The sequence below is a fragment of the Arthrobacter sp. TJ-254 genome (assembly GCF_058269175.1).
Window position 1 is genome coordinate 114,573 of the sequence record NZ_JBZCNF010000007.1, and the last position, 13,959, is coordinate 128,531.

At 62.5% G+C, this 13,959-nt stretch carries 14 protein-coding genes; 4 read left to right on the forward strand and 10 right to left on the reverse strand.

Features of this window, described 5'->3' with window-relative positions; genetic code table 11:
• Positions 1–84: 84 nt before the first annotated feature.
• Positions 85–774, reverse strand: a complete 690-nt coding sequence (locus AC4D14_RS17895) for a Type 1 glutamine amidotransferase-like domain-containing protein (RefSeq protein WP_490904030.1) — start codon at positions 772–774, stop codon at positions 85–87.
• Between the two features lie 81 nt (positions 775–855).
• Here AC4D14_RS17895 and AC4D14_RS17900 point away from each other — a divergent pair, with 81 nt between their 5' ends.
• The 3 genes from AC4D14_RS17900 to AC4D14_RS17910 all read left to right on the forward strand — a co-directional run bounded on the left by AC4D14_RS17900 (position 856) and on the right by AC4D14_RS17910 (position 4,863).
• Positions 856–1,053 (forward strand): hypothetical protein, encoded by a 198-nt coding sequence (locus AC4D14_RS17900; RefSeq protein ID WP_490904031.1) that lies wholly within the window; start codon positions 856–858, stop codon positions 1,051–1,053.
• A gap of 724 nt (positions 1,054–1,777) precedes the next feature.
• Positions 1,778–2,911, forward strand: coding sequence for a flavin-containing monooxygenase (locus AC4D14_RS17905; protein WP_490904032.1), 1,134 nt, complete (start codon positions 1,778–1,780; stop codon positions 2,909–2,911).
• 608 nt (positions 2,912–3,519) lie between these two features.
• A complete protein-coding gene (locus AC4D14_RS17910) occupies positions 3,520–4,863 on the forward strand; it encodes a GntP family permease (protein WP_490904033.1) in 1,344 nt (447 codons plus the stop codon).
• A gap of 441 nt (positions 4,864–5,304) precedes the next feature.
• Here AC4D14_RS17910 and AC4D14_RS17915 read toward each other — a convergent pair whose 3' ends face one another.
• The 8 genes from AC4D14_RS17915 to AC4D14_RS17950 form a co-directional block, all read right to left on the reverse strand.
• Entirely contained in the window at positions 5,305–6,195 is an 891-nt protein-coding gene (locus AC4D14_RS17915; RefSeq protein WP_490904034.1) for a glycosyltransferase family 2 protein, read from the reverse strand.
• Positions 6,196–6,381: 186 nt separating this feature from the next.
• A complete protein-coding gene (locus tag AC4D14_RS17920; protein ID WP_490904035.1) occupies positions 6,382–6,570 on the reverse strand; it encodes a hypothetical protein in 189 nt (62 codons plus the stop codon).
• Between the two features lie 103 nt (positions 6,571–6,673).
• On the reverse strand, positions 6,674–7,048 hold the full coding sequence (locus tag AC4D14_RS17925) for an antibiotic biosynthesis monooxygenase family protein (protein WP_221411692.1): 375 nt from the start codon (positions 7,046–7,048) through the stop codon (positions 6,674–6,676).
• Positions 7,049–7,436: 388 nt separating this feature from the next.
• Positions 7,437–8,189, reverse strand: coding sequence for an ATP-binding cassette domain-containing protein (locus AC4D14_RS17930; RefSeq protein WP_490904036.1), 753 nt, complete (start codon positions 8,187–8,189; stop codon positions 7,437–7,439).
• Positions 8,182–9,147 (reverse strand): PfkB family carbohydrate kinase, encoded by a 966-nt coding sequence (locus AC4D14_RS17935; RefSeq protein WP_490904037.1) that lies wholly within the window; start codon positions 9,145–9,147, stop codon positions 8,182–8,184. Before AC4D14_RS17935 ends, AC4D14_RS17930 begins: the two co-directional genes overlap by 8 nt.
• On the reverse strand, positions 9,123–10,109 hold the full coding sequence (locus AC4D14_RS17940; protein WP_490904038.1) for a sugar phosphate isomerase/epimerase family protein: 987 nt from the start codon (positions 10,107–10,109) through the stop codon (positions 9,123–9,125). Before AC4D14_RS17940 ends, AC4D14_RS17935 begins: the two co-directional genes overlap by 25 nt.
• Positions 10,109–11,131 carry an ABC transporter permease gene (locus AC4D14_RS17945; protein WP_490904039.1) on the reverse strand — a complete coding sequence of 341 codons (1,023 nt, stop codon included), beginning with the start codon at positions 11,129–11,131 and terminating at the stop codon, positions 10,109–10,111. The genes AC4D14_RS17940 and AC4D14_RS17945 overlap by 1 nt, the downstream gene beginning before the upstream one ends.
• 44 nt (positions 11,132–11,175) lie before the next feature.
• Positions 11,176–12,273, reverse strand: a complete 1,098-nt coding sequence (locus AC4D14_RS17950; protein WP_490904040.1) for a sugar ABC transporter substrate-binding protein — start codon at positions 12,271–12,273, stop codon at positions 11,176–11,178.
• A 303-nt stretch (positions 12,274–12,576) separates the two neighbouring features.
• Here AC4D14_RS17950 and AC4D14_RS17955 point away from each other — a divergent pair, with 303 nt between their 5' ends.
• Entirely contained in the window at positions 12,577–13,593 is a 1,017-nt protein-coding gene (locus AC4D14_RS17955) for a sugar-binding transcriptional regulator (protein WP_490904041.1), read from the forward strand.
• Between the two features lie 32 nt (positions 13,594–13,625).
• Here AC4D14_RS17955 and AC4D14_RS17960 read toward each other — a convergent pair.
• Positions 13,626–13,959: NAD(P)-dependent oxidoreductase (locus tag AC4D14_RS17960; protein WP_490900495.1), on the reverse strand; the 334-nt coding region annotated here is incomplete at its 5' end.

Consider the following 13,959-nt stretch of genomic DNA (forward strand, 5'->3'; position numbering starts at 1 on the left):
GGCGAGTCCGCCACCGGTACGGCCCAGTCCGAGCCCCAGGGTGTGGACACTGTCCGCACCGCTCCTCAGCTCAGCGCATGATGCTCAGCGCTTCTGCCCGCTATCGGAATTGAACTGGTGCCAGCGCCCTTCGGAAATGATTTCCACAATGCCATCCACGACAGAGATCGCCGTTTGGTCATCGATCGCATAAGCGGGTCCACGAATATCCATAGCCCACCGACGCGCCCTCTCGGACGTGTTCGCGGACCACCCCGGATAGTCCAGGTGAGGGAAGATCGAAAACTCCACCACACCGAGCGCTTCGTCGCCCCCGCTAGGGTTCCAGTCCAAAAATTGCACTCCGATTCGCGGAGTCATCACCATGCTCCCAGCGCTCACGCCGACCCACACGGTGTCCGTGAGGGACGGCAGCAGATCTGCCAGACCCGACTGCCGCATCCAATGCGCGAGGTAGATTGCCTCTCCCCCATCAACCAGGAGAACATCTGCTTCCAGCACCCAGGGCAGCCAGCGGCTTTTTGCGATGCTTGGTAACGCCGTCAGCTCCAGAACGCCCACTGACTTCCAGCCCAGCCCGAGCAGACCCTGCCGGCCGGGCCCGGGGCCGGCAAGTGTCATCCACACCGTCTGTGGTGAGCACATGGGATGTCCCCACTGCGCGGTCGGGATGAATAAGGCATTACAGCCCTCGATCGGCTTGCCGAGCAACTCCACCAGCATCCCGCGAATCGACGCATTGGTGACGCCCCCAGATGTCAGCAGAAGCCTCATCGTCGATTCCTTCCCGTCCGAGCGCATGGTCCTCCTGGTTCACCGGTCCAAAGGGTAGACGCGTGGCCAATCTTCCCGCACATGGCCAAGTGGAGAATCCTGCTCACCGCACTACGCGCCACCACCAAGGGACTGGGCAATCAGCTCAGTTACACGCAATACCGCTTCTCAACGCTTAAGCCCATGCCGTACCAGCTCGACGGCGAAGTGAAATCCGTCGAAATCAGCACCGACATCACGATCGACAACATCCCGCGGGCCCTATCCATCCTCGGCTGACCACCCAGCAGGGGCATCACGACGGACCCTTGGCGATATGTTGAAGGGCGACACAGTGAAGATCGTTTACTCAGGACTGACAGTATGCACCCCGCGGGAGGGGCCGTAGCGTAAATGACGGATGCTGTTTCGGTGGCATCCGACGGGGTTGAGCAGGCGGCCTCCTACCGGCAGGGGTGGCACAGGACAGTCGAAGGCACACCGTGAACACCTCGCCCCCTCCCTCTTGGATTCTGATGCACCATCCGGAACACACGGTCCGGACAGCGTGCCCCTCTCCGCGCTCATGCCGGAAAGGACACCTGCCGGACGGCCGAACCACCCCGCTGCCCCGATTCCCAGCGGCCGGAACCAGCTTCCCCTTCTGTCTAGCCCGCGTGCGGCCGGCCCTGGTCCTTGAAACACGGACGCCGTGGCGCGACACCCGCCGGTCGATGCGCACCTGTCGAGTTCCGAAGTCTTGCGCACGAGCTGATACTGATGCAAGTAAGGCGTTCAGTGCACGCGGCAGACCATCGCAGACGCGCCCAGATCCTGGTTCTGTCCGGGCCGGCCTTGGGGCCGGTGAGTTTCCCTCCGGCGATCCGGTGCCCCAAAGATTGCAGACGGCATGTCGAACCTGTGCGGGCCCGGTTCCACGCCCTTACGCCGCCGGCCACGCGGTCCTATTGTGGAGATAACCTCCAATCAACAATGCTCCATTCAGCAATGCAAGGGATCCGGCATGGACCTACACCAGGTGATCATCATTGGCGCCGGGCCTGCCGGGCTCTCTGCGGCCGCAGCGCTCAAAGGCCGGGGAATCACCGCCGTTGTCCTTGAGAAATCAGACGGTGTGGCTTCCTCGTGGCGGCACCGCCCCGAAGGGTTGCGGCTGAACAGCGGCCGCAGAATGTCCCAGTTCCCCGGGACCGCTTTTCCCCGTCACACCCGCGTGTTTCCCACCCGCGACCAGGAGATCGCCTACCTGGAGGAATTCGCGGCGAAGAATGTCGAGGATCTCAGAACCAGGGTTGGAGTCCGCCGGATTGACCGGGCCGACGACGGCTGGACCCTAGACACCACCGCCGGCCGCCTGAGCGCCCGGCATGTCATCATCGCCACCGGCCTCTACGGCTCTCCCCTGACGCCCCAGTGGCCCGGGCTCGAACTGGTCGCGGACCGCCTGATCCATGCCTACGACTACACCAGGCCCGAACCGTTCACGGGGCTGGACGTGCTGGTCATCGGATCGGGCACCTCGGGCTTCGAGATCGCCGGTGAGCTCGAATCGGCCGGAGCGTCATCGGTCCGGTTGTCCGTGCGCACACCGCCGAACATCATTCCGCGCATCGTCGGAGCCCTGCCAGGCATCAAGCAGATGTTGAAGCTGCCGCCCCGGCTGGGGGATGCCCAAATGCGGGTGATCCGGAAATTCACCATCGGGGACCTGTCCGCTTACGGGCTGCCGGCCCCCGACGCCGGGCCGTTCACCCAGCTGAGACGGACAGGGGCGAGCCCCGCCGGGGTCGATCCCGCGGTTCCGGCCGCAATTAGAGCCGGACACATCAAAATCGTCCCCGCAGTGGCAGGCTTTGATGCCCACGGCGTGCGCCTGGTGGACGGCTCCCACCTGCGCGTGGACCGGATCATCGCCGCGACGGGATACGCCCCGAACCTGGGACCGCTCCTTGGCCACCTCGGTGTCCTCAACGACCGCGGCGTTCCCGTCACCTCCGGCGTGCAGGCTGAGCATCCCGGGCTTCATTTCATCGGCTTCGAGAACGTGCCCGGCCAGCTCGTCTTCTGCACGGCGGCGGCAAAAAACATTGCCAAGTCCATCGCCGCCGACCCACCGGCAGTGGAACCAGCCGAGTAATCCACCGGGCGGGCCCGGCACCAGGCGGCGGGAGAAAGGTCAGGGGCGTCGGTCGGGAGGCTTCGCCACGGCCCGCCCCGCCCTCTTTGCAGGGAGCATTGTGTGAGCCAGCGCCCGCTCCCATAGCTTAGATCACAAGCCGGTTTGGGGTGACGGTGCCGCGGGGTTGCCTTTGGCAGGGAACGTGATGGGTAAAAGCCGTCATCCTTTGATGAATACAGCGAGCTGTCCTTTTGGGGCGCCTACGCCTATAGGGTCGTGGCGGTCAATACCGATCCCACCAGTGCGGGGTTGATCTCCGGGTCGCCACCCGAGAACAACTTCGGTTCGCCCCATCCTGTCTGCGATCGGTCAGGGGACTACTTCATCCAGAGCCTTGACACTGCAGATCTGTCAGTATGAACTGGGGCAACCAAGATTGAGGTACATCAGCGAGTTCCCATGTAGAACCGGTGTGCATCATGCGGTACCCGGCAGTGTTAGAGGTGATATAACTCCAGGCTCGTCCTCGACGGCCAAAGGGTGCCGGCTGATCAGTGCCAGAGTTGGGGTCGATGCGGTTCCGGCGCCGCGTGACCCTGTCGTCCGCGTATCGGCAGGAGCAGGCCATGATTGCCATTCATACCGCAATAGCGATCATCGTCATCATCCTGCTCATTATTAAGGTCAAGGTCGACCCGGTGATCTCGCTGGTCATCGGCTCGCTCTACCTCGGCCTTGCAACCGGTGTCGGTTTTACTGCGACCATCGCGGCGATTGGCGCGGGTTTCGGCGAGATCATGGCCGAAGTCGGCCTGCTCATTGGCTTCGGGGTGCTCATCGGAGCAATGCTCCACGCAATCGGTGCTTTCCAAAAGATGGTGACCAAACTCGTCAACGGTGTCGGTGCCCGCCGGCTCCCGTACGCATTGACCGCTGCAATGTCGACAATTTTTCCCTCGATCTACGTGGACGTGCAGGTTGTGCTGGCTTCTCCGGTGGCGCGCTCGTGTGGGCCCTTCATCGGTCGTACCGGGTTGCCGCACATGGCCGGTGCGCTCGGGACCGGGATCTTCGCCGGCTACGTCTTCGTGATCCCGGGACTGGCCGCGGTCTCGATCGCGGGCCTGCTGAACATTCCCTTGGGCATCTGGCTGATCTACGGCCTTGTACTCGGGCCCTTGACCGCGATCGTGACGACGCTGATCTTCCGAGGGCTCCTGCGGGGCCGCTACTGGAAAGCCGCGAAGGACGAAGAGGTCGATGAGGCAATGGTCGAGTTGGAGACCACTGAGCTGATCGAGGAAGACACCGCCACCCCTCCGCTGCTGGTCTGTTTATCGCCCATCTTCGTGCCGTTGGTGATGATCGCCTTCGGTGCATTCGCGGAGTTGTTCGGGTTCTCCAACGACTTCATCGCCTTCCTGGGGGACGCCAATTTCGCGCTCTTCATCGGCCTGCTTGGTGCCTACGTGCTTTGCCGGCGCACCCTGGGCTCGAAGGGCACAGACACGGCAATGAGTGAGGGATTTCACACCACCGGTGAAATTCTGCTCATCACCGGCATCGGCGGGTCCTTGGGCGCGGTCATTGGGGAGACCGGGCTCGACACGATTCTGGCCGGTCTATTCACGGCCGACGCTGCGGCGCCTGTCATCCTCAGCGTCTTGCTCGCCTGGGTCATCGCCGCGGTGCTGCACCTGGCGATCGGGTCGGTATCGGTGGCTGCCATCGCAGCCGCCGGGATCATCGGTCCGGTACTGGGCTCGATCGACATCCCGCCGATCGTCATCGGTCTGGCCATCGCTTCGGGCGCGATGTTCGCCCTTCAGGTCAACAGCAATTTTTTCTGGATGTTCAAGTCCCTGCTCGGACTGTCGACTCAGGGGACTTTCAAGACGCTGACGATGGTCACCTCCATCGCCTCTGTGGTCTCGCTGCCTATGGTCATGGCGGTGGGGGTCATCGCCTAGGGCGCAGTTGCGGATAATTCCCTCTGCTGAAAGTCCGACCGTAAGCCTGCTTCCTATTTGGTAGTAGGCCAACTTCATATTTGGGACTCCCGGGACAGGAGACGTGTCGCGGCGCCGCGCGAGTATCAAATCCTGGAAGCTGGAAGCCAGGCCAAATCACTCCTGCCCCTGTCACTGCACAGGGAGCTGCAACTTCCCTGCACCGGGTTCACCGCATCCAGCGAGGGTTGGCGAACCCCGTCACTAAAACCGGTTGTTCAGGCATTCCTACCTCCGACCGTCCGAAACGACGCACCGATATGCACTCTTTGTGCAGCTGTGAAAAACCGATCGGAAACCTAGGGCCATGCCCAGAGGTTCCCTCCGGCAAACCTGCATTAGACCCTTCTCGACGGCGATTCAGTCCCGCTTGGTGATCCTGCCCCGGTTTCGGTCAAACGGCTAGTCCGACGTCGGGATGGGGTTTGAATCGCTACCGCCGCCCACTCTTTGGCGAGAACTATAGGCTCCGGCGCTGGTCGCGTGCACAGCCCGCAACAGCTTCAGGGGCAGGTAAATGGATCGGAAAATCATGGCCGAAACCTTCAAAGCCCGCCTGTTCACCTGGTGAGCCCGGTAGGTACGTTCAAAGCGGTCAACATAGTACCGGTAGCATTTAGGAGAAGCCTCCAAACGGCGGGCGGAAACCCCGGCCACCATGGTTGGCAGGTACGCGATTCTCAGCCCGTTGTCACTAAGGTGCAAGGACAGGTCAATATCTTCATGCATCTCATCGGATTCATCCCGGCATGTCTGGGATCGAATTTGTTCCCATGCAGATCTGCGGAGCGCCATATTGGATCCAAACAGGAAAGGATACCGGCCCGAGGCCAGCTTCATCACCACTTTCCTCGCGGCGTCATCTGCCTTCAGCCCCAACCGGTGCAACGGCATATCGTAATAGATCACAGGGCCGGTGACAGCAGCGATATCCGGGTTCACAAAAGCCTGTTGGACCTGCTTCACCCAGTCCGGTTCCAACAGGGAATCCGCATCGATACGGCCCAGCACTTCACCCATGGCCCGACTGAAACCGAAGTCCCGTGTAGGAATTATTCCCTGCTCGGCGTTCTGCTCGAGCAGGAGGATCCCGCTATTGGGGTGTTCCTGCTGCATCTGGCCCACCACGGCGCCGGTGCCGTCGGTGGAACCGTTATCCACCACGATGATTTGCTGCGCCGCCACCGTCTGATGAATTGCCGCCAGCAAGCAACGCCTGATCACGGCTACTTCATCGAACACCGGTATCACCAACGACACACTCGGCAAGCCAGCCTGGTCATGAACGGACATCCCGCCCACGGTAGCAGCCCTTCCGGCTCTCACCGCAGCCTGAACCTCGTCATGCCCACCCAACAGTGGGACCGTGAAACCTCATGGGCAGGAACGAACCGCAAAGCTGCCCGGAGGCGCGTGGACCATGCCCTGCCCGCGCGGTGCCATCCGGCCTCACGGCCGGGCGTTCATCTTCCAGGAGGGTCACCTGGTTGGTTCGTCTTTTTCCGTCATGGAGTCTTGGACGGCGGCGGCGAAGCCGGCCCAACTGTCATCGAATTTCCCCAGCCCTTCGGTTTCCAGTTCACGGGTGACCACGTCGAGGTCGATACCGAGGTCCTTAATGTCACGGACGACTTCCCGGCCCGTGCCGTTCGGGTATGGAATCTGCACCGACATCGCCGTGCTCGGCGAAGGCTTCCAGAGTATTTCGGGGCATAGCTGGCCTGGATCGCGGGCTGTGGGAGGACTGCACCCTCCGCCTCGTTCCTGGAGACTACCGGTCTACACAGATTCCCGACACCGCCACCTTTTGGAAGAGGTGGGGTGAGGCAACTGTTGAGTCGGGGTACTGGGCAAATTTGGCTTGGAAGTGCGGATCGCCGAAGGCGTTGCGGAAGGCCTCAACCGACTCCCAGATGGCGTAGTTGAGGAACACTCCGCTTCCGGCGATGCCTCGGTGCAGCTGGGTGGAGATGAAGCCCGGTTTGGTCTTCAGGTAGGCGGCATCGGCAGCCCAGGCGTCTAGCAGTTGGTCGGCGTCTTCTGTCGCGACCCGGAAGGTGTTGATGAGAACGACGGGCCCCACTTCATTGGAAAGTTGGCTGTTCAAGGTGACCCGGTCGTCCATCTCGCTGATTTGCAACATCATGGTCTCCTCTGGCTTGAACGGGCAGATATTGCTTGGATAGACGCATACTACGCCGCAGATCTAATGGCGTCGGAGTCAGTTCCTTCTCGCCCATGCTTGGCGACGGCGCTGATCGAACTAGTGGTGTTGCCACTTCATGCCCTACACCTACATCGCTCCAATTCTCGGAATCGCCGAGGTGCCCGACACGTGCGGAGTGGGTCCAGTCCCGCGGCTGGACTGGATGGACTGATAGCAATGGCCCCGCTCAGCAGGCAACGCTGTGCACTGACAGTCACTACTTCACCGCTGCCTTGGTGAACGTCCCCGGGTCCACGTCCGAGCATGCCTTGGACGCGATCCTCGCCTCAATCGACTGAATCCGCCACGCGCGACCACCGCTCACCGCCTATTCGGCTGCGATGTCGGCCCCGGTCAGGAGCGTCACCAGTTCCCTCCCCGAGGTTTCCGTTGCCTTGCGGCTGGCGATGGCCCGTCCCTGCCGCATGACCCAGATGATATCGGCCAAGCCCATCACTTCCTCGAAGTTGTGGCTGATGAGAATGACGGTGATGCCCTGATCCCGCAACTGGTTAATGAGCCGGTGGACTTCAGCGCTCTCGTTGGGACCGAGTGCCGCGGTGGGTTCATCGAAGATGACTGTCTTGGCGCCCCATGCGACGGCACGGCAAATCGCCACTGCCTGCCGCTGGCCGCCTGACATGCCGCCTACCTCTTGGGTGAGCGACAGCGTCGTGTTTCCGATGCGGGCGAGCATCTCCCTTGCTCCGGCTTTCATCTTCCGTTGATTCAGCAGCCGGAACGGCCACACGCCCGCACGAATCTCGCGCGACAAGTACAGGTTCTGCATCACGTTGAGCGTGTCGATGACGGCGAGGTCCTGATACACGGTTTCGATGCCGAGTTCACGGGATGCATGCGGGGAGGGAATTTCCGCAGGTTGACCATCAACGAGGATCTGGCCGGTGGTCGGCTGGTGAATGCCGGACAGGCACTTGATCAGGGTGCTCTTGCCGGCGCCGTTGTCGCCGATGATCGCAGTGACCTGTCCCGCGGGAATATGCATGGAGACGCCGCGGAGGGCGTGGACTCCGCCGAAGTACTTCTCGACGTCGATGAGTTCGATCATGTTCTCAGCCATGAGTGGGTTCCGATACTTTCGAAGTGGAAAAGGAACGCCGTTGGACAACGGCGGTAAGGTGTTCGAGTTCCTGACAGTCAGCGGCCGTCAGGTAGGAGGATGTTCTGCCACAGACGATCCGCCCCGCGGCGTCGGCATAGGCCAGTGCGTCCTGGAAGTCGCTTCCCGATGCGAGGGCGGCGACGAAACCGCCGAGGAAGGTATCGCCCGCGCCAATGGTGTTGACGACAGCGGCCGGTTTCCCGGAGATGCGTCCCGCCGTGCCTTCAGCGTCGATGTATGCGGCGCCGTCGGCCCCGAGGGTCAAGACAGCCGCTGCCGCGCCTGCCTCCCGTAGTGCGGTTAGGAGGGCCGCCGGATCCTGCCGGTGCGGTAGGTCCAGCACGAGCTGGGCTTCCTCCTGGTTGAGGACGACCACATCTACCAGAGGGAGCAGTTCCTTTCCCCCGTCCTGGATGGGCGAAAGGTTCAGGACCACGGTAGCGCCGAGTTCCCGGAACCGCCGTGCCGCATGAATCGTCGCAGGAAGCGGCACTTCGAGGTTGAGCACCACGTAGTCGGGCGCCGCATTGGCTTCGAGGAACCGGTCGACGTCAGTCGGTGAGAAGTTGCCGTTTGCGCCGGGGATGACGACGGTGTCGTATTCTCCCGCGGCACTGACCCTCACATGTCCGACGCCGGTTTGTGCCTCATGGTCGACGATGAGTCCTGCCTGGTCGATTCCTGCGGCGGTGAGGGTTTTCTCAATGAAAGCACCGAAGTCGTCATTCCCGACCCTGCCGAGAAGCTGGACGGGACCGAGGGCGGCTAGTGTCATTGCGGTGTTGAGGCTTTTCCCGCCGGCCGACATCTGGAAACCGCGGCCACCGCCGTACCTTGCAGCATCCTGGGATGCCGCGAGGTAGGCGATCAGGTCGACGTTGATTGAGCCGGCTACGCAGATACGGTGTGGTTCCACTTCTCCCCCAGAACTGTCTCCCACAGGATGGAAGAGGAATCCATGGCATGGCCGGTGGGCAGATCAGGATGATCCCGGACCAGGGTCCTGGCCATGTCGATGATGACACCCATCCGCGAGATGTTTGCTGCGCACTCCTTGACGGGGTTTTCACGGATCGGGTCTGTATCGAAATAGTACGTGCCGGCGTAGCCCTCGCGCAGGAGGTAGTAGGCAAGTTCAACGGTCTCGGTCAGGTGGATGCTTCCCACCATGAGGCCGTCGTCTGCGGCCCCGTGGGAGTCATTGAGCTGCAGGCCGAAGAGTTTTCCGTCGCGCAGGCACATCGCTGCGGACTGGGCGGGGTTCTCCCGTGCCATGAGCAGGTGTCCGAAATCGAGGGTCACGCCAAGGTTGGTCCGGTCGCAGTCGTTGATTAGGTTCATGACGGCACCGGTGGTGTTCAGGATGGTGCGTCCGCGCGGGTCAGCGGGCTTGTATTCGATGGAGACCCGGACCTCGGGGTTGAAGTCTGCCACGGTTTGCAGGCTTTCAACCATCCAGGACCAGGACTTGGTGTAGTCCATCTGCAGGGGGTATTCGTAGCCGTCGTGGGCGGGCCAGAGCAGGACGTGGTCCGCTCCGAACGCCGAGCACAGCTCGATCGCTTCGATGACCATCTGGACTGCTTCGGCCCGGATTTCGGGGTCGGCGTTGGTGAAGGCTCCGTTGGCGAAGCGGGGCGCAGGCCAGCGCAGCTGGATCGCGGGGACGTCAAGGCCGGCTCGATCGAGTGCCTCCTTGATGTTCTCGATTGAGTCGCGCTTGAAGTGTTCCGGGTAGTTCAGCTCGAGAGAGGTGAGGCCGGGGACGGTGCCGGCTGTGGCAATGAGCTCCAGGACGGGTTCTTCTCCGGTTGGCAGCTTTCTGCCCTGCCCCAGGGCGAAGGAGTTGAGGCGGGTGGAGTACTTGATGGGGGGCATTAGCGTTTCGCTTTCGTTCGTGAGGCAAACCGGTCCACGAGGACCGCGAGCAGGATGATGAGGCCGGTGATGAGCAGTTGGAAGAAGGGGTTGACGTTGAGCAGGGTGAGGCCGGTCCGGATGGATCCTAGGAGGAGGGCTCCGAGTACGGTGCCGACGATGGAGGCCCGTCCTCCCATGAGGCTCGTGCCGCCGACGACGACCGCCGCAATCACAGTGAGTTCGTAGCCGGTGCCGGAGATCGGTTCGGCGGCGCCGATGCGGCTGATCAGCAGGATCGCTGCGAGCCCTGCAAGCCCGCCGGAGATGACGAAGGCAGTCACCTTGGTGCGTTTGACCGCGATGCCGCTTTTTAGGGAGGCGTCAGCGTTCGTGCCGACCGCCTTGAGGTGCACGCCCAGCCGCGAGCGGTTGAGGAGGAGGTAGCAGAGGACGGTCACGATGACGAGCAGGATGATGGGGTTGGGAATCGACCCGAGGGTGCCGCTGAGCATGTTCCGGAAGCCCTGATCCAGTCCGAAGATGGGCAGGCCGTCGGTGTAGAGGAAGGCAAGACCCCGGTACACATTCAGGGTGGCCAGGGTAACCACGAACGACTCGAGGGAGAACACCGCAGACAACGATCCATTGATGAATCCCAGGAACGCCCCAAGGAGGATCCCGATGATGATGGTGGGGATGGCCCCCCATGTCGCGAGGTTCGCCGCGCAGACCACGCTCACCAGCCCGACAATGGACCCGACCGACAGGTCGATGCCGCCGGTCACGATCACCAGCGTCATGCCCAGGGCGATGATCGCGATGATGGCCGACTGGACACCCATTTCCAGCAGGTTCGTGATGCTGAGGAAGGACGGAACGAGGGCGGTGAAGACCGCGAAGGTCACCAACAGGGCGCCGATGACGCCCAGGATGCGGTGGTTGGCGAAGTCGGGAAGGGACGGGGAACGCCGCTTGGTAGGGACCGCACCGCTGCGGTTATCCGCAGTAGCGGGCGGGGGTTGCTTGATCGGAAGTGTCACGCCGGAAACTTTCTGCTGGGAATGGGCGGGGGTCATGGAGTGCCTCAGTCGAGCGTGGGAGGAGCATCGTCGACGTTCTCTGAGGTGATCAGCGCCTGCGGGGTGTAGACGGCGCGGGGCACGTCCTGTCCGCCAAGAAGACGCACGGCGACGTTAACCGACACCTGGCCGGTCAGGTAGGGATAGGAGTCCACGGTTGCCGTGAGGTCCCCGGCGCGGATGGCGTCGTAGGCTGCCTCGATGCCGTCGGTGCCGATGACCAGGATCTCGCCCTTCTTGCCGGCCGCATTGACAGCTTCGGCGACCCCGAGGGCCATGCCGTCGTTGTTCGCGTAGATGGCCGCAAGATCCGGGTACTGATCGATGATCGTTGTGGCGGCGTCGCGGGCCTTGGCGATGTCCCAGTCTCCGGGGACGCTGGCGACAACTTCCAGTCCGCCCTCTTCGGCGGTTTCCGTGAAGCCCGCCGTGCGCTGCTTGGCGGCGTAGACCCCGGCCTGGCCTTCGATGATGGCGACCTGCGCGCCCTCCTCGGCGGATTCAAGGACGAATTCCGCTGCGCTGATGCCGTTCTGTTTTTGGTTCGGTCCCACCCACTGGCGGGCGCCCGGAAGGACAGCGTCGTTGACATTAACGACCAGGAGGTCTGATTGCTCGGCCTTTTCCACGGCCGGGCAAAGGTTTGTGTCCGTCTGCGGTGAGACGAGCATCGTGGCTTCCCTCTGCAGCATCGTCTCCGCAGCATTGAGCTGCCCGACCTGGTCCGACTCGGTGGCGGCCGCCTGAACGTCCACCTCCACTCCGTAGGTTTCCGCCGCGGCGGTCTGGCCTTCGGAGAGGGCAAGCCAGTACTGGTTGCCGAGGAACTTCATGATGGAACCGATCTGTGTTCCCTCCGGAGCCTCGGGAACGGCCCCGAGGGTACTTTCGAGTTCGGTGTACTCGACGCTGTCTTCGGCGTCATCGGTGCTGAAAGGTTCACCGTCCACCGAGCAGGACGTCCCCTCCGCTCCCCCGGCGGCGGATCCTCCGGATGTCGTTGGGGCGGCCGCCCCGCAGCCGGACAAGACAAACGAGAAGGCAAGGACCGAGAGGACCCCGGCGAGCTTCGGTGTGCGTGGTGCTGTCTTCGTTGACTTCATTTTCTCTCCCTGGACGGGTGGGTCAGTCGAGAAGATTCCTTGCGGAACTTCGACGCTGAAGTTGGTTTGATGCTCGGAGTCTATGAGCCCTAAAGCACGAAAAAGGGGCCCGGCGGAAAATATTGGTAACGATTAATCGTGCCTGAATATTCATTCAGAAGCCGCTTGACCGGTGTAGAGTTCAGGTGTCACAGAGGTCTCACGACATCGTGCACATGACCCTCAATGGCCCGGATTTTCAGATGCAGTCGGCCTTGGATATTTATTCAACAACGCGCTGCGCCTATGGAAAGGTAACGGTCTATGACACCCTCGGCCGACCCCGTCTCACTGTCCACTGCGAGCCCGGATCAGCTGCGCCTGCTGACCAAGATTGCGGTCCTGTATCACGAGGAAGGACTGGCCCAGGCGGAAATCTCCGCCCGGTTGAACCTTTCCCAGGCTCGGGTCTCCCGCTGCCTGAAGCTTGCAGCCGATCTCGGCATTGTGCGGACCTCCGTCGTCCAGCCGCCAGGTATCTATGTCGGCCTTGAGAAAGCGTTGGAGGAGAAGTACGGGCTGCAGGAAGTTGTGGTCGCCGACATGGTGGACGACGCCTCCTTGGGCATGCGGCTGGGATCGTGCGCCGCAACCTACCTTGAAACAACGATCGAGGTGAATGACGTTGTCGGGATTTCCTCATGGAGCACCACCCTGCTGCAGACGGTCGAGGCGATGCGCTCACGGCCCCGAAAAGTCCTGAGCGAAGTCATCCAGATGATTGGAGGCGTCGGCAGCCCCCAGGCACAGATCCAGGCAACCCGGCTGGTCTCTCACCTCGCCGAACTCACCTCGGCGAAACCGTTCTACATGGCGGCGCCGGGACTGGTGGCCAACCATGGGATCCGCCAGGCCTTCCTCGACGACCCCGCGATCGCCAGCACCGCGGAAGCGTGGCAGCGGGTGAACACCTCTCTTGTCGGCATCGGCACCTTTCCGGCATCCCCCCTCTGGCAGGCCAGTGGCAACGCCCTGACCCGGGCCGAGGAAAAGGCCCTGCTCGACTCCGGGGCAGTGGGTGAGATCTGCCTTCGCTATTTCGACATCGATGGAGCGCCGATGAACTCAGCGATCGAGGAGCGGATGATCTCCATCGACTCCAAGACAATGCTCCGTATCCCCAGGAGGATCGGCGTCGCCGGCGGGATGCGCAAACTGGCGGCCATCCGCGGAGCGATAAACGGGGGCTGGATCAATGTCCTCATCACGGACTCCGACGTTGCCCGCCAGCTTCTGGAACCTCCCCAGCTCGGTTCGCTGTCCCGACCCGGCAGGCCCTGACGGCCGCCTGAAGTGCAGATCTAACCAGTGGGTCAGGTGACGGGCTTGTTGCGGTAGCGGCCGACGAGTTCGGGGGCTGCTGCCTGAAGCCGGACCGGGGCCAGCCCCCGGGCCATCAGCGCCAGGTCATCGACGACCATCTCCCCGATCGAGTGGAACGCTTGGGCGATTCCGCCCGCCCGGTGGGGCGAAAGCACGGTATTGCCGAGGGCCCGGAACGGACTGTCGTGGGGCAGGGGCTCGGTCGGCCAGACATCGATGGCCGCGAAGAATCTGCCCTGTGAAAGCCGCTCGAGGAGCGCATCGTAGTCAACGACCGCTGCCCTGCTCACGAGGATCAACCGGGCGCCGTGCGGCAGGAGGTCG